The organism is Marinobacterium sp. MBR-111 (assembly GCF_040547585.1).
Classification (GTDB): domain Bacteria; phylum Pseudomonadota; class Gammaproteobacteria; order Pseudomonadales; family Balneatricaceae; genus Marinobacterium; species Marinobacterium iners.
This window is the reverse complement of record NZ_JBEPQA010000023.1, coordinates 41985-64190: the sequence shown is the minus strand read 5'-3', so window position 1 is coordinate 64190 and position 22206 is coordinate 41985. Positions and strand designations below refer to the sequence as shown.

Sequence of the window (22206 nt, the reverse complement as noted above, 5' to 3'; positions counted from 1 at the left end):
ATCGTGCCGATCATGGACCAGCCGATCCGTGTCGATCGCAACGCCCTGACGCTGGGCTATGCCGGTGTGTACTCCTCGTTCCTGCTGTTCGCGGAACGTGCGGAGAAAAAATACGGCATCTCGGCGCGCGACATACTGGTCGAGCTGGGCCGTCGCGGCACCGTAGGCGGACAGGAAGACATGATTGAAGACCTGGCACTGACCATGGCGAAAGAGAAGGGGTTGATCTAATGAGTCATGCCGTTACTGTTGATCCGGTTGGAAAAACCTTCGATGTGCATGCAGGCGACAGTATTCTGGATGCCGGTCTGAAGGCTGGTGTTGTGCTCAAGCACAGTTGCCGTGATGGCCAGTGTGGTGAGTGTCGCACGGAGCTGAAGTCAGGACAGGTGGAATACCCGGAAGGGCTGGAACTGAGCGAAACCGACAGGGCTGGTACAACCGTGTTGGCCTGTCAGGCTCGGCCGCTCAGTGATCTGGTGTTGCACTCGCCTGAAGTTACCAGCTTCGAAGGCGTGACGGTGCAGAAAGTGGCTGCTCGTGTGATGGGTAAAGAGCCGCTTGCTGACGACGTGGTGACGCTGACCTGCAAGCTGGCACCGGGAACCGTATTCAATTATGTACCTGGACAGTATGTCGATCTGACGATCAAGAATATCGTCACACGCAGTTATTCAATGGCAACTGCTGAGGCCGTGGATGGTTGTATCGAACTGCATGTGCGGTTGGTGCCGGGAGGTCAGGCGACGCCGATGATCTTTGAAGAGGTTCAGCTCAAGAACGTGGTGACAATCGAGGGGCCGTTCGGCACCTTCTATCTGCGTGACAGCGATGCCCCTGCCATTTTTTTGGCCAGTGGAACCGGTTTTGCACCGATCAAGGCTTTGATGGAGCAGTTGATCGCCAGTGGCAGCGGGCGTCGGGTGCATCTGTATTGGGGTGGGCGTGCTGCGCAGGATCTGTACATGGACCACCTCTGCCGTCAATGGCAAGCTGAACTGGACTGGTTTGAGTACACACCTGTACTGTCAGATGATATGTCCGGGTGGAGTGGCCGTACGGGATTTGTGCATGCAGCTGTCATTGAAGACTACTCGGATCTGTCTTCACATCAGGTATACGCCTGCGGCGCACCTGTTGTGATCGACTCAGCTCGACGTGATTTCACAGCACAATGTGGTCTGCAGGAAAGCAATTTCTTTGCAGATGCCTTCGTATAACGGTTTTGCCTGATCCCATCATCTCGCACCTGAACCAAAGTTGATTATCAAATAGTGAACTTAGTGTTGCATTAATGGTGCGTATGTAGAAAATACAGTACTGTACTGTATGTAAAAAACATAAAAACAAACGGAGCCATAGCGATGTCATTATTGAAAAAACCCACGCTGTTCAAAGCCACCATTGCTGTTACTGGTGCGTTGTTGACCTCCACAGCTTTTGCGGCAGAGGTGACCCTGCGTTACAACCAGTGGTTCCCTTCGCAGCACTGGTCACAGAAAGACGGCCTCTATAAGTACTTTGAAGAGATCGAAAAAGTGACAGAAGGGCGTGTCAAGGTACAGCCATCCGCCAAGCCGTTGGCCCCTCCGACTCGTAACTACCAGGCCGTTGTATCTGGCATTGCTGACCTGGCCTGGGGGCCTCATGGCTATGCGCCGGGTGCTTTCCCGTTGACTGAGATGGTTGAATTTCCGTTCACCAATATTGATGCAGGCGTCAGCTCGGCAGCATATTGGCGTGCATATGAAAAGTATTTCAAGGCAGCAGGGATGCATGACAATGTGCATACGCTGGCTGTACATGTGACATCCGGCGGCAATCTACATATGAAGTCGAGCCCGGTTGTTAATCCTGCAGACCTTAGCGGTAAAAAAATTCGTGTCCAGACCAGTGTTGTAGGCGATGCCTTGACCACGCTTGGTGCGGTGCCCATTTCAGGCTCTTTGTCCGAGCTTCGGGAGTTTCTGTCCAGAGGAATTATTGACGGAACCACACTTTCGGATGAGCTGCTGACTGGGTTCAAAGTAGACAACTACGTTGAGCACATTACACAAATACCGGGTGGCATATTCACAAACAGTACCTTTGTAATTGTGAACAAAGACAAGTGGGACCAGATAAGCCCTGCAGACCAGAAAGCAATTATGGATATTTCCGGAGAGAAACTGGCCGTGCGCATGGGATCTCTTTGGCATGAAAACGATGTTCTGGCACGTGCACAGCTTAAGGAGCGGCTGGGTGAAAATTATAAAGAAGCAGGCGAAGAGCTGAATGCGGCAATCGACAAGGCTTTTGAACCGGTGCGCGCTGATTGGTTCGATAAGGCGGAAGCCAATGGTGTTGATGGTAAAGCAGCTTTTGATTTCTACATGAACGAGATTAAACGTCTGAACTCTAAATGAGGATAAGGGCCATGCTGGAGCATGGCCCTTATACAGGGTTTCTTATGAGTATGTCCTTGTTGAAAGTGTTGGATTACATCTGTTCGAAGATATCAATGTTATCTCTTGTTGTTATGGCCGGGATAACCTTTGCAGATGTATTCGGACGTGTTTTTTTCAATAGCCCCATTGGTTTTGCTTATGAAGTGGTAGGTATATGCCTTGCGGTTTGTTTTTACTCGGGCTTGTATCATGTCCATAAAAAAAGAAAGCATGTCAAGATTGATTTGCTTGAGAAAATATTCAAAGGCAGGACTGGAATATTTCTCGCGTGGTTCAGTTATATTATAGAGGTCGTTTTCTTTTCGGCCCTTGTTTATATGGTTTATATACAGGCTAAAGAGTCCAGGTTGTTTGGGGATGTGTTCATGTTCCTTGGATTGGAAAAGTGGATAATATTGGCGGTTATGGCTGGTTTTGCAATGGTTGCATTGGTCAGTCTTTTGGTTGTTTACCCCGATAATAATCAGGAATAACAGGCGAAATTATGGTAATGCTTATAGCTTTTCTTTCACTTCTTTTCCTGTTGTTTATTCGTGTACCCATAGCAATATCGACGGGTGTAGTCGGTGTGCTTGGTCTGGCATATTATCAGGGTTGGTCGCCAGCAATGAGCCAGCTGGGCATGATTGCAACGGAAACGGTACTTTCCTATGAGTTTTCGGTTATTCCGTTATTTATTCTTATGGGTAACATCATCAGTCGCTCAGGCCTGGCTGATGAGTTATACAATGCCACTCATGCGTTGGTAGGTCATCTTAAAGGGGGCCTTGCAATCACGACGATAGGTGCATCAGGTGGTTTCAGTACTTTCTGTGGTTCCAGTTTTGCCACAGCTGCAACCATGACGCGTATTGCATACCCTCAGATGAAAAGATTCGGTTACAGCGATGGCCTTGCAACCGGATCCATTGCTGCGGGCGGGACTCTTGGTATTCTTATACCACCCTCTATTGCGCTGGTGTTCTACGGTATTATTACCGAAACTGATATTGGCAAGCTTTTCGTGGCAGGTGTTATACCTGGTATTCTAGGTGTCATCTTTTACGTTGCAGCCGTACTTTTTGTCGTTCATGTTCTGAAAGATAAATGTTCGGATGCGAGTGAAGCGACACTTAAAGAGAAGCTGTTGGCCATTCGGCAGTTGTGGGCCTTCACTCTATTGATTTTTATCGTATTGGGTGGGATCTACTTTGGGCTTTTCTCTCCGACAGAAGCGGCTGGTGTGGGATCTGTCGGCGCCATACTGATTACATTGATCAGAGGACGAATGAGTTGGCAGAAAATGCGAGATGCGCTTGAGGATACGGCCGCAACTACAGTTGCGCTTGTGGCTATTCTGATCGGGTCGCTGATATTTGCAAACCTGGTTAATGTGTCCAATCTTCCATTTACCATCGTTCAATGGATGGAAAGTCTGAACCTGGGTCTGATGGGCGTCCTGCTTTTAATCCTGATGATCTATTTTGTTCTTGGAGCTGTTCTTGAATCCATTTCAATGCTGCTGTTAACAGTACCGGTTTTTTATCCCATCGTTGAAGGAATGGGGATGGACCTTATCTGGTTCGGTATCATTGTGGTAATTGCAACAGAAATCAGCTTGATTACTCCCCCGGTAGGGCTGAACGTATTTGTACTCAAGTCTGTAGTGCCTGACGTTGATCTTAAAGTGATATTTAAAGGGGTGTTCCCGTTCCTTATCGCTGATATTTTAAGATTGGCACTTATTATTCTGTTCCCTGCGCTTTCTTTGGTTCTGGTTGAAATGATGTAGCTCCTGCGACGCCAATGGTTTTGGAACCGAGCCACCTCTCAATGAGGTGGCTTTTTTGTAGCAGGTTAGAGGTTTCTGAATTTGCAGTCAGACAGCGGGCAGTTGTCTGCCAGAAAGTGGGCTATGCGCTGAGCCCGTTCCTTGCGGACTTCCTCAGAAGAGAAGGGATCGACCAGAGATGTGGCAATCAGGAAAGAATATACCAGGTGTGCGAGATCATTCGCCTGACTGCTGGTGTGGCCAAGGTCGATAAATAATCCTTCGATGAAGCCGATTCTGTAGCTGTCCACTTCATTCACGGCAGCACGTGCAATTTCATCGCGCCGACCCCAGGCCCGAAGGGATATTTCAATTGATGCTGCTTCCTGGGCTTTATCGCCTTTCAAGGGAAGTGACATCAGCTCCATCAACTGCTCTTTACTGTCCTGGGATTTCTGTTTCAGGCTATCGATGACGGCTTCAGTCGCTTTCAGCCTCCAGGTGTCCAGTATCGCTTGAAGCAGTTCTTTTCTGCTGTCAAAGTGGTAGTAGAAGCTGCCGCGCGTAATTTTCAGCTTCTTGGCAAGATTGTCCACGCGCACCATGTCTATGCCACTAGTGGCAAGCACTTTAGTGGCTGCATTTATCCAGTCGTTGCGTGATAAGCGCTTGGTAGCCATAGTACTGATTGATCCCTAGTCACTGTCCCAAATGATATGAGTATACAGCTTATAGGCAATATAGTGACTAGGCTGAATCTATTTCAGATAGAATTCATATTAAACAACGGGATATATCAGTCCACGTAAAGTCCATATGTGTATGTTTTGGATCAATTGTTGTCGCAGGGCTGGCTCTGAGCCCGCAACTTCTCCCACGCTGCATACTGGCTCAGGAAAATCTCACCACTCAAGTCGTGCAGAAAGTGAGTGTCCTTGAGCTTGTCCATAACCGGCCCCTTGACTTCCGACAGGTGGAATTTCACACCGCTATCCATCAAGCGCTGATTAATCGCTTCAAGACTTTCAAGTGCCGAGGCGTCGATCAGGTTGACGGCCGGGCACATCAGTACAAGGTGTCGCAGCTCCGGGTTGCGTGCCACCTGATCATAGATGAGATCTTCCAGGTAGCGGGCATTGGCAAAGTAGAGGCTTTCATCCACACGCAGGGTGAGGATGTGCTGCTCGGTTTCGACCTGGTGTCGGTCGATATTACGGAAATGCTCTGTACCGGGTACTCGACCCACAATGGCACTGTGTGGTTTGCTGGTGCGATACAGGTAAAGCAGCACAGACAGGCCGACACCGGCGATGATGCCCAGCTCAACGCCATGTACCAGGGTCAGCACAATGGTGGCGAGCATGGCAGCGAAATCACTGCGTGAGTAGGCCCAGGTTCGTTTGAGTGCCCCCAGGTCAACCAATGACAGGACTGCTACGATGATGGTGGCCGCCAGCGTTGCCTTGGGCAGGAAAAAAATCAGGGGTGTCAGTACCAGTGTAGCCATTGCGATGCCGACTGCCGTGAAGGCACCCGCGGCGGGTGTTTCGGCACCGGCATCAAAGTTGACCACTGAGCGTGAGAAACCGCCGGTTACAGGGAAGCCACCGGACGCTGCAGCAGCAATGTTGGATGCGCCAAGCCCCACCAGCTCCTGATCCGGGTCGATTCGCTGGCGTCGTTTGGCTGCCAGCGTTTGTGCGACTGAAACAGATTCAACAAAGCCGACAATGCTGATTAAAAGGGCGGATACAAACAGCTGCTTCCAGAGTTCCAAATCAAAGGAGGGCAGGGTCAGTCCTGGCAGCCCTGAAGGCACCTGTCCGACAACCTTCACGCCCTGTGCCTGCAGGTCCAGTCCCCAGACAGCCAGTGTAGTGGCAACAACAGCCAGCACAGGCCCTGCCTTGGCTATAATGTCGGCAAGGCGAGGACCCAGACCCACTTTCACCAGCAGAGGCTTGAGTTGCTTGCGTACCCAGAACAGAAACGTGGTGGCGCTTACCCCGATGATCAGCGTTGGCAAGTTGATATGCGCCAGCTGGCCCGCCAGCGCCATCAGGATATCAAGCAGATTGTGACCGCCGGCATCGACACCCAGTATGTGTTTGAGCTGGCTGGCTGCGATGATCAGGCCGGAGGCGGTGATAAAGCCCGAGATGACCGGGTGGCTGAGAAAATTGGCCAGAATGCCGAGACGAAACAGCCCCATCAGGATCAGGATGACACCGGACAAAAATGCCAGTGCGATGGCCGCCGTCAGATATTCAGCTGTACCGGCCAGCGCCAAATTGCCCACCGCGGCGGCAGTCATCAGTGAAACCACCGCCACAGGCCCCACCGCCAGGGTGCGGCTGGTACCAAAAATGGCATACGCCACCAGCGGCAGAATGCTGGCATACAGGCCCACTTCAGGCGGCAGCCCGGCCAGCAGGGCGTAGGCCAGCGACTGGGGGATCAGCATGATCGTGACGATCACGGCAGCCACCAGGTCGCTGGTCAGGGTTTCACGGTTGTAGACCTTGAGCCACTGTAAAATGGGCAAGTAGCGTTGCAACATCAATCAGGCTTCCTGAGTCAGGGGGCTGTATAGGTGTTATTTTCGATCACCGAAGTCACAAGCCTGAGTGGCCTCGTGATCGGCGGGTCGGTGATTGAGAATCTCGGGTCCTGCCATCCACTCATGCCCTTTTAGCATGGCATTCCAGTAGATCCAGGGCAGCATTTTTTCCTTCAGCAGCCAGGCAAAGCGGCTGGGTTCCTTGCCGTCGACCAGCCAGAGCGGAAAGCTCGGCTGCAGTTTGCCACCATAGCCGAATTCCGCCAGCACGATCTTGCCACGCTCCACTGTCAGTGGGCAGGAGCCGTAACCGTCGTAGATGGCTCGTGGCGCTTCTCCCTTTAGCGCCAGCAGAATGTTCTCGGCCACGACCGGTGCCTGCTTGCGCACGGCAGCGGCAGTTTTGGCATTGGGGGTGTTTCCGGCGTCGCCAAGCCCAAAGATATCGCCGAAGCGGCTGTGCTGAAGTGTTTCCGGATTCAGTTCAATCCAGCCGGCAGCATCCGCCAGCGGGCTCTCGCTGATCAGTTTCGGTGAGCGTTGAGGCGGGCAGACATGCAACATATCAAATGGTTTTTCGACTTCCTGGCTGTTGCCTTCTGCATCCGTAACCTTGAAAAGGGCAGTTTTGGCCTGTCCGTCCACTTGAATCAGATTGCTCTGATAGTTCAGGTTGATGCCGTACTTCTCCACGTATTTCATCAAAGCCGGCACATAATCGGCTACCCCAAACAGGGCAGCACCTGCCGTACAGAACTCGACTTCGATATCCTTCAGCACGCCCTGACGCATCCAATGGTCACAGGACAGATACATCGCCTTCTGCGGTGCGCCTGCACACTTGATAGGCATCGGTGGCTGAGTGAACAGGGCACGCCCCTTTCGAGTACTTTGTACCAGCTCCCAGGTATAGGGTGCGAGGTCGAACAGGTAGTTGGATGTGACACCGTTACGACCCAGACTTTCACGCAACCCGGGTATTGCGTCCCAGTCCAGCGTCAGGCCGGGCGCGACCACCAAAATGCGATAGCCGATCTGTTCGCCGTCTTCCAGCAGAACCTGCTGCTGTTCAGGGCGGAACCCTGACGCGGCCGCATGGTACCACTTGACGCTGTCAGGCATGACCTTGCCCATCTGGCGTACGGTCTCACGGCGTTCAAATACACCACCTCCGACCAGCGTCCAGCCCGGCTGATAGTAATGTTCAGAACGTGGTTCGATGATGGCAATATCCAGATCCGGCTGGCGCTGCAGTAGGCTGCCGGCGACTGACTGACCAGCAGCGCCGCCGCCTACAATCAGTACATCATGACGCTTGCGGCTGGCTGTATGCATGGCCTCAGCATGGCTGTGAGTACCCGCCAGAGCCTTGATGCGATCACGCTGTGCAGTCAGGTCATATCCGGCTGCTGCCGTGGTTTTGAGAATGGCGTCCACATCCAGACGTGGGGCTTCTGCCAGCGCCCACAGGGTGGTACAGCGAGTACCGGTACGGCAGAAAGCCAGTACAGGTCCATGCAGGCTGTTCATCAGCTCATGAAACGCATCTACATCCGTATCGGTTATCTGGCCTGAAACTACAGGCTGATAGCGCCATTCCAGCCCATGCCGTTCGGCAGCGGCGCGGATGTCGTCGGTGTCCGGCTGGTCATGACTTTCCTGATCAGGCCGGTTACAAATGATCGCCTTGAACCCCATGGAGGCGGCGAGCCCCACATCGGCGGCCGTCAATTGGGGGCTGACACTGAGAAAAGGCGTAAGCTGATGAACTTCCATAAAACTCTCCCGCGGTACTGTTGTTATTATCGGTTTAGTTGGGACGGTTAAACTCAGAACAGATCGATCGGTACCTTGAGGTAAACCTGACCGTTGCTTTCTGCCGGCGGCATCTTGCCGGCACGCATGTTCACCTGCACGGAGGGCAGAATCAGGCGCGGCATATCCAGAGAGGCATCGCGTTCGGTACGCATGCGGACAAAGTCAGCCTCGTTGATCCCTTCGTGCACGTGGACGTTGTGTGCGCGCTCTTCAGCCACGGTGGTTTCGTAAGCGTATTCATCACGGCCCGGTGCCTTGTAGTCGTGACACATGAACAGGCGTGTTGCGTCCGGCAGGGTAAATACCTTCTGAATTGACTGGAACAGGATATGGGCATCGCCACCGGGGAAGTCACAGCGGGCGGTACCGTAGTCCGGCATGAATAGAGTGTCACCAACAAAGGCGGCATCACCAAAGACATAGGTCATGCAGGCCGGCGTGTGGCCGGGGGTATGCATCGCCTTGCCTTCCAGAGTGCCGATACGAATGCTGTCGCCATCGTTGAACAGCGCATCAAACTGGCTGCCGTCACGGGCAAATTCGGTTCCGGCATTGAACGCCTTGCCAAAGGTATCCTGTACGGTGGTGATGTGTGCACCGATACCCAGTTTTGCACCGGTTTTTTCCTGCAGGAACGGTGCTGCTGACAGGTGGTCGGCATGAACATGAGTTTCAAGAATCCACTCCACCGTCAGGCCCTGTTCGGCAATGAAGGTCAGAATGGCCTCGGCTGAACGAGTATCGGTTTTGCCGGCGGCATAGTCGAAGTCCAGTACGGAGTCGACGATGGCGCAGCTGGAAGAATCCGGGTCCTGAATCACATAGCTGTAAGTGAAGGTCGGTTCATCAAAAAAGGCTGTAACGATCGGTTGCATAATAAACCCCGCGTATATTCTTAATAGTTATATTCTTATAATCTATTAATAGATACTAATCCTCATTGCACACTCTGCCAACCCCCTTGGGGCTATGGAGATGATTGAGTGGCTAAATCGGATCAATGCAAGGCTGGGAAGTGGCTGGATGTGAAATGATACCGGCCGGGTGGATCCGGCCGGTGAGGGGAGGGGTTATTCCTGTTTTGGGCCGACCCAGACCTGTTGAATATTCACGAATTCAAGGATGCCGTGGGGGCCAAGCTCTCGTCCGAGTCCCGATCGTTTGATACCGCCACTGGGCAGCCGGGGATCGGTTTTGACCAGTCCGTTGACGACCACCTGACCGGCCTCAATCTCGCGGGCCATCGCCTCGCCACGGCTCTGTTCGGTCCAGATTGAGCTGGCCAGGCCGTATTCTGTGTCGTTGGCCAGTGCCAGAGCATGCTCTGCATTATCGGCCTTGAGTACCACGGCGACCGGGCCGAAGGTTTCTTCCTGGCAGGCGGTCATGTCATTGGTTACATCCACCAGCAGGGTTACGGGGTAGAAAAAACCCGGGCCCTCAGGTAGCTTCCCACCAAGCAGGCAGCGAGCCCCGGCGGCAATGGTTTCATCCACCTGACGCGCGAGTTCGTTGCGCAGATCCTCTCGTGCAATGGGGCCTATGTCAGTTTCCGGGTCGACCGGATCGCCCTGATTGAGCTTCTCCAGCCGGGTCTTGAGCAGTTCCACAAAGCGGTCATAAACCGAAGCCTCGACAATGATGCGCTTGGCCGCGATGCACGACTGTCCCGCATTGATGATGCGGGAAAAGCCTATCAGGTCCGCGGCCTGCTCCAAGTCTGCATCGGCCAGAACGATGGCCGGGTCAGAGCCGCCCAACTCCATTACAGCAGGCTTGATTTCGGATGCGGCCATGGCCGCAACCTTGCTGCCCCCGGCACTTGAGCCGGTAAAGGATACAGCCCGTATACCGGGGTGACGGATAGCGGCTTCCACATCCGGTGTCTGCAGGGGCAGATTCTGCATGATGCCTTCTGGTGCTCCTGCACGAGCGAACAGATCCACTATCGCTTCAGCACAGGCCGGCACATGGGGGTCATGCTTGAGCAGGCATGTATTGCCCGCCATCAGTGCCGGTGCGCAAAATCTGAACGCCAGCCAGAACGGAGCGTTCCAGGGCAAAATCCCCAGCACCGGCCCAAGAGGCAGATGCTGGACATAGCTGTGGCTTGCGTCCGAGGCCAGACTCACGGGCTGCAGGTAGCTTTCGGCATGCCCGGCATAGTGTTCGGCACACAAGGCAGCCTTGAGCACCTCACCCCGAGCTTCCTTAACCGGTTTCCCCATCTCGTCGGTCATATGACGGGCCAGTTCAACTTCCTCGGCCCGCATGAGAGCGGCGACCTGATGCAGAACCTCGGCACGCTCTGCAAAGCTGCGTGTGCGCCAGTCGGCAAAGGCCCTGTTCGCCATGTCGATGCGGCTGTTCATGCTGTCGCGATCCAGTGCGGAATATTCATGCAGCAGCTGACCGCTGGTAGGATTGATCACTCTGAGCATGTGGCTCTCCTTAGTGTTTCTTGCCGGATTTTTGCTTCGATGGATGCTTTTTGCCTTTGGTGTGGCAAGGTGTATCCGGTGGGGTAGAGCTCGCAGCCGTCATGACGGGCTCGCCTGTCTTGGTCGCTGCGCGGGCACCCGCTGCACCGGGCTTGATCACAAAGTCCTGTGGCATGTCCTCGAAAAACGAGCCACAGCCGTCATCGGTTATATAGAAGGTATCCGATATGCCACAGGTCTTGTCGCCATCCACACCCCACATCCAAGGGATCAGGTGGAAGGTCATGCCCGGCTCCAGCACCGAGCTGTCACCACCCTTGAGGCTCATGATGTAGCCTTCATCCCAGCTGGGCGGAAAGGCGATGCCGATGGAGTAGCCAGATCGGGTGATAAGGCGGGCACCTACATCGTTTTCGGTAATGATGGAGCGCACAATGTGGTCGGCGTCAGATACGGTAAGCCCAGGCCTCAGCTCAGACCTGATGTGCTTGAGAGCACATTTCATGGTTTCCTGAGCCTTGTACATCGATTCACTCAGCTCACCGCAGATGACCGTGCGCATCAGGGCGGTGTGATAACGACGGTAGCAACCGCCCACTTCCAGAAATACATGCTCACCGGGCTGAACTTCACGTCCCTCCCAGGTGGCATGGCCGATCATGGTGCGCGGGCCAGAGGTGACGTAGGGCATTACGGCGGGAAAATCGCCGCCGGCCCGGAACATGCCGGCACTGATGGCGGCACCGATCTCGTTTTCGGTTACACCGGCCTGGCAGGCTTCAATGCCGGCCTCCATCCCGGCACGGGCGGCACGGGCGGAGATGCGCATCACATCCAGCTCATGCGAGGACTTGCACTTGCGGCCCTCTTCGACGATGCCAAAGCAGTCCATCAGCCGCCCATCCTTGAAGGCCGTACGAAAGTAATCCTGATGGTAGGCCGGGAAAAAATAGCTGTTACGCTCATAGCCCAGCACCTTTTTTGACAGGCCAAACTCTCGCAGCGATTCGATCAGCATCTGGATTGCATCGCCGGTATCGGAATAGGGCCGCGTTTTTTCCACCCAGGTGCGGGCATGAACGTTGGACTCCTCCATCATCCGGGTAATCATGAACGGCTCGTCTTCCAGTGGTACCACCAGCGCCTGAAAATAGGAGTAGCCGGTGGTCTGGTAGTCGGTCAGATACATCAGGTTCTCGGGGTCTGAGATGATGACCGCATCCAGCAGGCGTTTTGACATGCGCTGGCGCAACTCATCGATGCGGCGCTCATACTCCTCGAACGGGAACGTCATATCATCGCGTTTGCGCATCAGGCAGCCTCCATGATTTTTATGACGGCGGCTTCCAGTCGGTTGAGACCGGTTTCCAGATCTTCATCAGGGATGGTCAGTGGCGGGATCAGCTTGATGACCCGACCACCAATACCACAGGGCCCTACCAAAAGGCCTGTGTCAAAGCACTCACGGGCGATGGTTTTGGCCAGTGCGCCATCGACCACATCCAGTGCCTGAATCATGCCGCGCCCGCGCACGGCAAAGCCGGCGTCGGGGAAGCGTGATGCCAGTGACTGCAGGCGCTCGTGAATCATCTCGCCGCGCTCGCGGGTCAGTTGCATCAGCCGGTCATCTTCGAAGTAGCGCAGAGCTTCACGCCCGGCCACAAAAGAGAACCCCTGTCCTCGGAAGGTGCCGGTATGCTCGCCAGGCTGCCAGTGGGCATCGTGCTCCGGCTTGACCAGATTCATCGCCAGAGGCGTGCCGAAACCGCCGATCCCCTTGGCCAGACAGATGATGTCTGGCTCCAGCCCGGTGTTGTCAAAGCTGAAGTAGCTGCCAGTGCGCCCACAGCCCACCTGAATGTCGTCTACGATCAGCAGGGCACCGGTGTCCCGTGCCAGCTGTTGCAGCTCCAGCAGCCACTCGGTGCTGGCAATGTTGACCCCGCCTTCTGCCTGAATGGTTTCAATGATAAACGCGGCGGGCTGCTCGAAACCGCTGGAGCTGTTCTCCAGTGCCTCACGCAGGGTGTTCAGACACCCCATGCCACAGCCTGATGTAGTCTCGAACGGTGCATGAGTGACGTGATTTAGGGGTACGCCTGCAGCCTTGCGGAACACCTGGTTGGCGGTACAGGCCAGCGAGCCCAGCGTCATGCCATGAAACCCCTGGGTGAAGGCGATAACTTCGGTGCGGCCAGTGACGCGACGTGCCAGTTTCAGTGCGGCTTCCACCGCGTTGGTGCCGGTGGGGCCCATGAACTGCAGCTTGTAGTTCATCTGGCGTGGTTCAAGAATGGTGTCCACAAAGGCGCCGATGAATTCGCGCTTGACCGTCGTGCTCATGTCCAGACTGTGGGCAACACCGTCTGAGCGGATGAAGTCGATCAAGGCTTCCTTCATGTGCGGGTTGTTATGGCCAAAGTTCAGCACCCCGGCCCCGGCAAAAAAGTCGATATAACTTCGCCCCTGTTCATCCACCTGACGGGCGTTGGATGCGCTTGCAAACACGGTTGGGTAGGCACGGCAGTAGCCACGGATTTCGGATTCCCATTTTTCAAACAGATCCATGTCGATCTCCTTGTGTAGCCAATTGTGAAATGGAGCCAGGCAAGGCAGGGGCCTTGCCAGAGTTCGGACTGTTATGTGTTTGCCGGTGAGTCACCGGGTGGATGTACAGCTGAGATGTTCAATTGAGTGTTAGCGGAAAACGTACAGGCTTGCACAGCCCTGCAACTTCACCCTAGAAGAGAAAGTGCAGGGCAGCAAGTAAAGAGGGCGTTTTTTATGTACAGGGACGTACGGTATGCTGCAAGAGCAGGGACGGGTACTACCAATGGATTATGAGTTCTGATATTAAACCATAAATCCTTTGAAATCAAAGAGATGTTGGCGTAATCGAGCGTAGGGGAAAGTAGTTTAGTAACAGTAAGTTAGCGTAACTTTGGGTAAGGCTTCCAAACTGGTGAGTGTACCGTTAATGTACCGGATTGAGCAGTGAATGGCCGAATTGTCGATTGGGGATGATCCGGTAACAGGGGGGAGGACATCGGTCCTCTCACCGAGCACGCACACAGCTAAAGAAGCGCCAAGTCAGCAATCAGGCAAGGATGAAATGGGAACACGTTACGGACGACGTGCCTCGGATGGCACCTACGAATATTATGATAATAAAGATATTCTGCTAGAAGCTAAGGAGCGCGACGAACGTAAGGCTCGCTCAGAAGCGCGCGCAGAAGCGTATGGCATTTTTGGCTTTTTTGCGTGTGGAGTCTTGGCTTACTTAGGCTTTTGGTACTTCGACGGAGCGGATCTGCCTAAGTGGCTACGCTTTTCCAGCATAGTAGCTAGCTGTTGTCTCGGTGCATTTATCTTCGCAAAACTAGCCGACTTTCTATCGATGCTGATTAGCATTGTGTTCTTAGTCGCAATTCTTGGCGCTATTGGATTTTTTGTATGGTCTGTCGTTTAGCAGTCCATAGGTAAGTGAGTACTGCTCTTCTCAATAGCGTGTCTTTCAAGGGCAAAACGTGAGATACGCGGATAGCCTATAAAAGTTAACGTAGCACCTGACCCAAATCTACGTATTAAAGTGTTCCAGGTTCTGCAGGACTTCCTGGAAGACGACAGGCTCTATTCCTCGAAGAATCGTGGCAACTCAGCTGAGGATTCTCGATCACCGTTCATGCTCCTCTATTAATAAAATCAATTATAAAACAATGTCTTAAAGAGGGAGCTGATCGGATAACCATGAAAAATGCCATGCATAGTAAAGCGTTCAAGATGTCGGATTAGCCTCTCTTGTGACAAAGGCAGCTGATAGCTGCCTCTCTAGGATGGCCTACTCATCCGCACTACCATCACGAAACCCCAGCTCTGCTTGGTAGCCTCAGGCGGCTTTTACGAAACCTCTTTCGCCAATAGCTGCATGTTGAGTGAACTTGTTGCCAAACCTGCTCTTTCGAACCGGTAGCGCATATAAGCCGAAATATCGTCCTCGTGGGAAGAGACAACTAACTGGCAATGTTTTAGTTCGCAACGGAGTAGATCGGTCAAGGAAGCAACGTTGACTTCATCCAAGGATTGCGATGGGTCATCAATCAAAATGATAGGCACCTCAGCATAGACCTTGTTGAGCGAGAGAAAGAAGGCAAGGCTGAGGGCCGATACCTGACCAGAACTCATAGACATCACTGCGTCGTGTTCAGACTTCTCGGCAGTCAGGAACCTCAACTGCGTACCTTCGCGGCTCTCGATAAATAGGCCCAAACCACGCTGGTAGTTTTGAATCAGTCGGCCACTGTAGATGTGGAATATGAACTCAATAGCCGAAATTGTCTGATCGGTATAATTCTGCTCTGTCTTCTTCAGTGTGTTGCGGAGTTCGTCGATTTTACCTTGTGCTTTTTGGGCTGCCAGGGTTTCTTTTTCGATACGCTTAAGATCGGTAATACAAGTTTGGAGCCTTGCGTTTTGAGCTTCGTTAGCCTTAATCGATATGTACTGCTCTTTGTCTTTCAGGTCTTCAGCTGTGATTATGTAGAAGTCCTGTAGGTCTTTGAAGACAGTGTTAATTGTTTCTCGCCAGTCCTCCGGCAGCGCTAAAGCATCAGATTCAACCTGTTTTTTATTTCTTAGAGTTTCTTTGAGATTTTTAAGTCGCTCATCTACCACATCATCAATTTCCGTAAATGAGTCAGTAAATTGAATGTTTTCGCTTTGTAGCCTCTCCAGTAGCTGGGTTATTGCCGGTAGCCGAAGTTTAATTTTTGTCAGTGCTTTATGAAGATTTGATTCATATGTGGGCGTGAGGCGTTTCAGGCTACCTTGTATATGTGTGTCGATGAGCTTCAGCTCAGCGTCCATAGCAGATATAAGGTTAACTAAGTCCTTGCCTTCTTGGTCTAGCGAATCAGAGATTTGCTTAGTTCTTGTTTCAATGGCATTCACCATTGATCTGTGACTTTCCCAGTCAGCGCCACAGAGAGGGCATAATTGATCGTCGGGATTAAATTTTTTATGCTCCTCAAGTAACTGCTTCTTCAGGTGTTTCAATTCGGCTACGACGTTCGCGTTGGCGCTGCTTTTATCTCTTAGTCTATTTCGAGATTCTATTTGTGACTCAAACCACTCAAACCACTCAAGGCGCTTATCCGCCCAGTTTGGTAGTGATCGGGCTTCTTCGAGTTTGATCGCAGTGGCACCGCGTCTGATGATGCTTGCTGAATGCTCTAGTTCATCAATACTTTTCTTAATAGCTTCAAGCCCATCAAGCTTGCCTAAGTCTTTACCAAACTGAGCCAGACTTCTCAGAGACTCCTCGTTACGATCAATGTCGGCATCAATGGTCTCGTTGTGAACTCTAGTCTTTATCGTGGCTTTGAGTGGCAGAAGGGCGATAATCTTGCGAACGAACTCCTGGTAGGCCGCATGGTCTTGCGCTGAATACGTTGAGAATAGGATCTCTTTGTCCCACCCTGGTTGGACATCTGTCGTCGAAAGCTTTTTGTACTCAACAGTCCCAGTCTCTGCCCGCAATATATCGCTTAGGGTGGCTATCTCTTCCTTGAGAGATCGGGCTTTTGCCTGACGGTCAGGGTCGTTGATGCGTTTTCTAAGTTTACGGCTTATGGTGTTGCAGTTTTCGATCTCGGCTTCGATGTCGCTGATGTTAAAGAGATTTCCTAACTTATCCTTACGCTCGTCTACCCGAGTGTGTAACAGCCGGTTTTGTCCTTGTTCCAGGTAGTTAAGGAATGAGAAGTTTTCCCTGAAGTTTTTTCCGAAAACTTTGTCAAGGAAGTTATTGTCACGCTGATTGATCTTTGTGAAGTCAGATGATTCGAATTCTGGTAGCTCGTAAAGCCTGAAGTTTTCGTATTTATCTGCACGATTGTTTGCCGGTTTTTTAAATGTCGAAGCAGGGCAGTGTCTGGCTAAAACAATTTTGCCATCATCACTAATGAATTCAATTTTAATGCAGAGGTCGTTCTCGCCGGAGCGACTGTTCCAGAAGAGATTGTCCGCGTAGTCTCTTTTACTCTTGGTTAATAATGTAGAGAACAGGTTTTGTATTCGATTGATCTGGCCTGTGAGCAGCAATTCGATGGCGTCGAATATGCTTGTTTTGCCATAACCGTTAGGGCCATCTAGAGTTAGCAAAGACGACTCGCCAAGATCCAAGTAAATATGCTTGAATGCTTTGAAGCTAGAGACTTCAATCTTGGATATTTTCCATTTCATTGCGAATCATTTCCTTGATTATTTCGTCGGCGTTTATGTCCGTGACTTTCTGGATAGTCGAATACGTATCGTTCAGGCCGGCTTCAGCAACGGACTCAGCAGCCTGTAACCTCAAGGATACAAGGTTTCCATGATGGCTAGGTAGCTCTAAGAAAGGGAGCTTGATAAAGATCTTCGCCGCGAAGCTGTATTGTGTGGCGACAAGAGGGTTTTCTTTGTATTCAAGAAATTCCTTTTTGTCAGCAATCACAGATACCAGTTTTTCGTAGGTGAAATCAGTGAGCGCGCTTTCTTCCGCAATACTGTAATAGAGGACATATTTTTTATAAAAGTGCGGATCTTCTTCGATTGCGAAGATTTCTTCTTCGTGGTCCTTGAACTCCGCCAGAACGTCAAGGCGATGAATACAAATCAAGTCGCAGTTTTTCTTAAAGCTTGGGTTTCTGCGAAACTCCTCAGGAGCAAGATGATTAATTCTATTATTCAGCTCGGCTGGGTCAGAGAGAGCGTCAAGATTATGTAGGACTGCAAACCTGATAGCAGATCCAGACTCGCGAATATAAAAGCTTGTGGTTTCTAGTTTTTTTATACAAACAAAGTCATGGGCAATAAGTGCTTCATCAATGAGTTGCTTTATCATTCAGTCGCCCCTCCGCGTCGTCTTTTGTTATAACACTAATGCATATCGACTTAGTGATGTTGCTTTCAAACTTTTCAGTGGCGAGCTTGTGGTCGAAGTCATCCGAGTTTGTGAATTTTGTATTGAAGCTGAATGAGGTTTCCGCTTTGCTAGCGATTAGATGGTTGTACTCAAAAAGTAGTCTCAGTAGATCGCCGTTGTTTTGCATTTGATGGATGATGTCAGACTCACATTCTTCGTTTTCATCCACGTCAAGAGCGGTTGGTACGTAGAACCGATTTTCTCTATCGATGTAATGCGGTAGATGATTGAAGATGGGTTCCACCAAAATAGCTTGAATGAGCTTGGTGTATCGTCTGATATCGTTCATCTGAACCCTTTGAAAACGCTCGGAGGGTTTCATCATCTGGCATAGGGTCTTCAATTCGTTGATATCGGTTTTTCGAATGTGCTCACTCAGAAGTCTGGCTCTCTCGTAAGTGGCATCACTCATTGTTGGAAGCACCTGATCGAGTCGTTTTTCCAGATATTCTTGGAGTTCGGCCTTTAATTCAACTGCATAGTAGTCCCTATCCTGATAAGGATTTTCGTTCAGAAGGTCATCTAAAATACTTCTGGCACTAATACGGCCCTCGTATGCGGCTTTATTTTCTGAGAGTCCGTCAACTTGATTTAGCTTGTGGTTATGTATTGCCTTAGTGCTTATTTTTTCTGAAAGTAAGCAGTAGTTAAATTTTATAAGATTATCACTGAATTTTATAGAAAGTTTCTCACATAATTTCTTTATGATTTCTTTCGTTAATCCTTCAATTTCACCCAGACCGCAATGATAGTTGTCTCCGTAACGGTAGAATTTTACTGTTTCTCCGCTAGCGCCTTTATGATCTTCTGTATTTTCTAGTGGGACGGATACGTGAAAGTAACGAGTTGTACCCTTGTCTTTGTCGTGTTCGATTAAAGTAGACTGTTCCAATGCCTTGGTGTAGCCACTTCGATATTTACTTATCTTAGCTTTGACTTGATGGGCGGTGTGTAGTTTTCCATTTTTATAAATAGCGAAGTCGTCACTACTGTCTAGCTGAAGCTCGAAGTCCAAGTCGCCATCGAGAATAAGTTTAAGTGAGTGATATAGTGCTATTTTCCCTTGATAAACAAAACCGCTCCACGAGGATATGGCACTGGGCGGGTATTTCTCATCCTCTTCTTGGCTCACATGAACTCCTTTCACCGTTACCGAGCTGCTGACCTGCTACCTAATACGTGCTGTTGTAGCTAACAGGGTTGACCTGAAGTGCACTGAGCCAAAGTTTTGCGTAGGAGAATTTCTCTTGCATACCGACTCCTTATGTACTGTCATCCTAAGCGCGCAACATGACCAGCTAATGCTGTCACAAATGCTTTTAGACTTGTCATTTATGATAGTTCCGTAAAGTCACCGGAGTCAAATGCGGTACATATTCAGCTTATTTAGACATAAAAAAGCCGCCAGTAAAAGTGGCGGCTAAATTTTTAGAAACAGCGTAACTATCATCCGTTTGAGACCAAACGGATTTTAGAACGATTGTTTTTACGGACGTTTGCATTCGCGAGCTCAAGCGTATTGCTTGCAACTTGAGCAATGATTTCGTCCATACCCCCCATTGCAGAAATTCTAACATTTCGAGCGGCGCCACCACTAACAATGTTACCGTTCTTTGACATTGTAGGGCTGCACCAAGAGTCTGTTGTTTTCATAAAAAATCCCAAGGCTGTTAGATGAACTTAGTGCGTGAAGATTGCGCTTTCTCAATCCAAGAGTTTAGGGCTTTGGTCGACCAGCGTGGGCTGCGTCCAAGCATTAACGTTGGTTCGGGAAACGATGGCAATCCCATGAAGTTGTCATCGTTCTGGACAGAGATATTGATAAGAGTTTTCGGAGCTTGCCGGCGTAATCGCTCGAGAGAAGAACGTGAAATGCAAAGCTTCTTGCAAATGCTATCAATATCGAGAAGAACGTCATCAGAGCCGAAATCAAAAACCGCCATAAATTTTCCAAAAATTTGATGCCAACAGATGTAATCTGACGCATCCTGACGCATTAGTCAATTGCTATCATTGGCTGTTAACAAAATATTTTTTACCCAGTGATGAGTCTACCGTTCGGCTACAAAACCACCGTTTTCTGAAAGGGATACTGGACGGACTGAGTAACGGATAGGGAGAGTGTAGTGGTCAACTAATACCGGACAATAAGTTAAGTTTTTCCTCTGCCACAGCGGGTGGCAATCCTTGGTTGTACTGATGTGGCCGTTGCCGGTTGTATCGTTCCATCAGATAGAAGCTGATGTCTTGTTGGGCTTCACCTGCTGCTCTGTAACCTGTGACAGGCATCCATTCGGACTTGTAGCTCCGGAACAGTCGCTCCATTGGCGAGTTGTCCCAACAATTTCCCCGGCGACTCATGCTTTGCTGGATTCGGTAGCGCCACAGGCGTTGCCGGAAAGCTCGGCTGGCATATTGGCTTCCCTGGTCCGAATGGAACATCAGCCCAGCAGGCTTGCCATGCTGCTCGTATGCCATATCCAAGGCTTTTACGACCAGTGCGCTATCCGGGCGGTCCGAGAACGACCAGCCAACGACTCTACGTGTAAACAGATCAAGCACAACTGCCAGGTAATGCCAGCGCTTCTGCACCCAGATGTAGGTGATATCACCACACCACACTTGATTGGGGGTTTGCACCTCAAACTTCCGGTTAAAGCGGTTGGGAATATCCGATCGCTCGACCGTAGACTGTTTGTAGTTGTCAACCATTGCCGCTCATCAGACGTTTCATCTGAAGACCAATGCAGCGGTAGCCGCACTTCCCTCGGAGAGTAGGATACGTCGAGCTCGTTCGGGCAAGTAAGTTGGTTATAAATGGAGTATCGCCACTTGTGGCGGTGGACCATTTACCTATCCTGCCCGCATCCAAAGCGACAATTTAGTGACCGCATAATGACACACTCACCAAAAACCTAAAGCCAATCCAATAAATCTGTATGATATATAATATTTTTCAATATTAAAATACATATTAATAACCATTGCTTAATTATTGTCGCTAAAGTGTCCTTATTATGTCGTTAATGTGTCTCTATTGTGTCGTTAACGTAAATTAATCTCCGCGCTTTAATAAACTTACGATATATCGTGAGTGTTCTGTTAGGGAAGCTGCGAATAAGTCCGCCGCATGGGATAATACCCGCTGCTCACGATTGAGGACGCACCGATGGATCAGCAACTTACATTCGCGGACAGCGAGTTCAGCAACAAGCGCCGTCAGACCCGCAAGGAGAAATTCCTGGGTCGAATGGACAAGCTGATTCCATGGGCACGTCTCGAAGCCGTTATCGAGCCTCACTATCCCAAAGCCGGTAATGGCCGTCGGCCGTACCCTTTGTCTACCATGCTTCGCATTCACTGTATGCAGCAGTGGTATAACCTCAGTGACCCCGCCATGGAAGATGCGCTGTATGAAATTGCTTCCATGCGTCTGTTTGCCCGATTGTCACTGGATAAAGCCATCCCCGATCACACCACCATCCTGAACTTCCGCCATCTTTTGGAACGCCACGGGCTGGCTCGGCAGGTTTTTGATGAGGTGAACCAGTGGCTATCGGAAGCCGGTGTTTTGCTGAAAGCGGGCTCATTAATCGATGCCACTATCATTGAAGCCCCCAGTTCCACCAAGAACAAAACGGGCGAGCGTGATCCTGAGATGCATCAAACCAAAAAAGGCAATCAGTGGCACTTTGGCTTGAAAGCCCATATTGGTGTGGATGCCCGCACCGGTATCACGCACAGTTTCACAACGACCGCTGCGAATGAGCACGACCTCAATCAGGCTGATCAGCTTTTGCATGGTGAAGAGGCATTCATCTTCGCGGACGCGGGGTATCGTGGTGCCGAGAAGCGAGACGAACTGAAGCACCATCAGGCTAACTGGCATATTGCCGAGCAGCCAGGGCGGCTGAAGGCCTTGAAACAACACCCCCGCATCAACAAAGTCAGGATTCAGACGGAATACTTGAAAGCCAGTATACGTGCGAAAGTTGAGCATCCGTTCCGGATCATCAAGTGTCAGTTTGGTTTTGTGAAAGCCCGCTACCGTGGCCTGAAGAAAAACGATGGCAAGCTGGCGATGCTGTTCGCGCTGGCCAACGTTATGCGGGTGGACCAGATGTTGAGAGCGCAGGATTAATCCGCCTGTACTGCCTGAAAAGGCGGTTGCAGCTGGTTAAAAAGGGTGAAAAGTGCTGAATTTTTGCCTCTGAGGCAGTGGTAACGAC

General features: G+C 51.0%; 18 protein-coding genes and 1 pseudogene. 7 read left to right on the top strand and 12 right to left on the bottom strand.

The genetic code is table 11. From position 1 onward, the window contains the following. The 5 genes from ABIE61_RS14755 to ABIE61_RS14735 form a co-directional block, all read left to right on the top strand. Positions 1-231 (top strand): 4-hydroxy-2-oxovalerate aldolase family protein (locus ABIE61_RS14755; protein ID WP_502915042.1); only part of this gene is annotated, 231 nt, incomplete at its 5' end. Then, positions 231-1220, top strand: a complete 990-nt coding sequence (locus ABIE61_RS14750) for a 2Fe-2S iron-sulfur cluster-binding protein (RefSeq protein WP_354410813.1) — start codon at positions 231-233, stop codon at positions 1218-1220. The genes ABIE61_RS14755 and ABIE61_RS14750, both read left to right, overlap by 1 nt. 144 nt (positions 1221-1364) lie before the next feature. Then, positions 1365-2405: a TRAP transporter substrate-binding protein gene (locus tag ABIE61_RS14745; protein WP_354410811.1), complete on the top strand. Its 1041-nt coding sequence runs from the start codon at positions 1365-1367 to the stop codon at positions 2403-2405. A gap of 11 nt (positions 2406-2416) precedes the next feature. After that, positions 2417-2920, top strand: a complete 504-nt coding sequence (locus ABIE61_RS14740) for a TRAP transporter small permease (protein WP_354410809.1) — start codon at positions 2417-2419, stop codon at positions 2918-2920. Between the two features lie 11 nt (positions 2921-2931). Further along, positions 2932-4218 (top strand): TRAP transporter large permease, encoded by a 1287-nt coding sequence (locus tag ABIE61_RS14735; protein WP_309546615.1) that lies wholly within the window; start codon positions 2932-2934, stop codon positions 4216-4218. Positions 4219-4283: 65 nt separating this feature from the next. Here the strand turns inward: ABIE61_RS14735 and ABIE61_RS14730 are convergent, their stop codons facing one another. The 7 genes from ABIE61_RS14730 to ABIE61_RS14700 all read right to left on the bottom strand — a co-directional run bounded on the left by ABIE61_RS14730 (position 4284) and on the right by ABIE61_RS14700 (position 13584). Further along, positions 4284-4877 carry a TetR/AcrR family transcriptional regulator gene (locus tag ABIE61_RS14730; RefSeq protein WP_091828204.1) on the bottom strand — a complete coding sequence of 198 codons (594 nt, stop codon included), beginning with the start codon at positions 4875-4877 and terminating at the stop codon, positions 4284-4286. Between the two features lie 152 nt (positions 4878-5029). After that, the gene (locus ABIE61_RS14725) at positions 5030-6757 is read right to left on the bottom strand and encodes a SulP family inorganic anion transporter (RefSeq protein ID WP_354410806.1); all 1728 of its coding nucleotides are present in this window, start codon (positions 6755-6757) and stop codon (positions 5030-5032) included. 36 nt (positions 6758-6793) lie between these two features. After that, a complete protein-coding gene (locus tag ABIE61_RS14720) occupies positions 6794-8533 on the bottom strand; it encodes a bifunctional protein tyrosine phosphatase family protein/NAD(P)/FAD-dependent oxidoreductase (protein WP_354410804.1) in 1740 nt (579 codons plus the stop codon). 53 nt (positions 8534-8586) lie between these two features. Then, complete coding sequence (locus ABIE61_RS14715) at positions 8587-9453, bottom strand: MBL fold metallo-hydrolase (RefSeq protein WP_091828207.1); 867 nt, start codon at positions 9451-9453, stop codon at positions 8587-8589. Positions 9454-9645: 192 nt separating this feature from the next. After that, a complete protein-coding gene (locus ABIE61_RS14710; RefSeq protein WP_354410803.1) occupies positions 9646-11016 on the bottom strand; it encodes an NAD-dependent succinate-semialdehyde dehydrogenase in 1371 nt (456 codons plus the stop codon). A gap of 10 nt (positions 11017-11026) precedes the next feature. Further along, positions 11027-12328, bottom strand: a complete 1302-nt coding sequence (gene doeA / locus ABIE61_RS14705) for an ectoine hydrolase (protein ID WP_354410801.1) — start codon at positions 12326-12328, stop codon at positions 11027-11029. Beyond that, entirely contained in the window at positions 12328-13584 is a 1257-nt protein-coding gene (locus ABIE61_RS14700; RefSeq protein WP_206840575.1) for an aspartate aminotransferase family protein, read from the bottom strand. The genes doeA and ABIE61_RS14700 overlap by 1 nt, the downstream gene beginning before the upstream one ends. 430 nt (positions 13585-14014) lie before the next feature. Between ABIE61_RS14700 and ABIE61_RS14695 the strand changes: the two genes are divergently transcribed. Beyond that, positions 14015-14485, top strand: coding sequence for a hypothetical protein (locus tag ABIE61_RS14695; RefSeq protein WP_354410798.1), 471 nt, complete (start codon positions 14015-14017; stop codon positions 14483-14485). A gap of 428 nt (positions 14486-14913) precedes the next feature. On the opposite strand, the gene ABIE61_RS14690 is transcribed toward ABIE61_RS14695, so the two are convergent. The 5 genes and pseudogenes from ABIE61_RS14690 to ABIE61_RS14670 all read right to left on the bottom strand — a co-directional run. Then, positions 14914-17256, bottom strand: coding sequence for an AAA family ATPase (locus ABIE61_RS14690; RefSeq protein ID WP_354410796.1), 2343 nt, complete (start codon positions 17254-17256; stop codon positions 14914-14916). Then, on the bottom strand, positions 17231-17896 hold the full coding sequence (locus tag ABIE61_RS14685; RefSeq protein ID WP_354410793.1) for an ABC-three component system middle component 1: 666 nt from the start codon (positions 17894-17896) through the stop codon (positions 17231-17233). Before ABIE61_RS14685 ends, ABIE61_RS14690 begins: the two co-directional genes overlap by 26 nt. Beyond that, complete coding sequence (locus tag ABIE61_RS14680; RefSeq protein ID WP_354410791.1) at positions 17877-19109, bottom strand: ABC-three component system protein; 1233 nt, start codon at positions 19107-19109, stop codon at positions 17877-17879. The genes ABIE61_RS14685 and ABIE61_RS14680 overlap by 20 nt, the downstream gene beginning before the upstream one ends. A gap of 538 nt (positions 19110-19647) precedes the next feature. After that, a complete protein-coding gene (locus ABIE61_RS14675; protein WP_354410788.1) occupies positions 19648-19974 on the bottom strand; it encodes a helix-turn-helix transcriptional regulator in 327 nt (108 codons plus the stop codon). 133 nt (positions 19975-20107) lie between these two features. Beyond that, a pseudogene (locus tag ABIE61_RS14670) lies at positions 20108-20677 on the bottom strand (IS3 family transposase); the annotation flags it as partial. 469 nt (positions 20678-21146) lie between these two features. Here ABIE61_RS14670 and ABIE61_RS14665 point away from each other — a divergent pair. Then, positions 21147-22118, top strand: a complete 972-nt coding sequence (locus tag ABIE61_RS14665; RefSeq protein WP_354410786.1) for an IS5 family transposase — start codon at positions 21147-21149, stop codon at positions 22116-22118. The last annotated feature ends 88 nt before the right edge of the window (positions 22119-22206 follow it).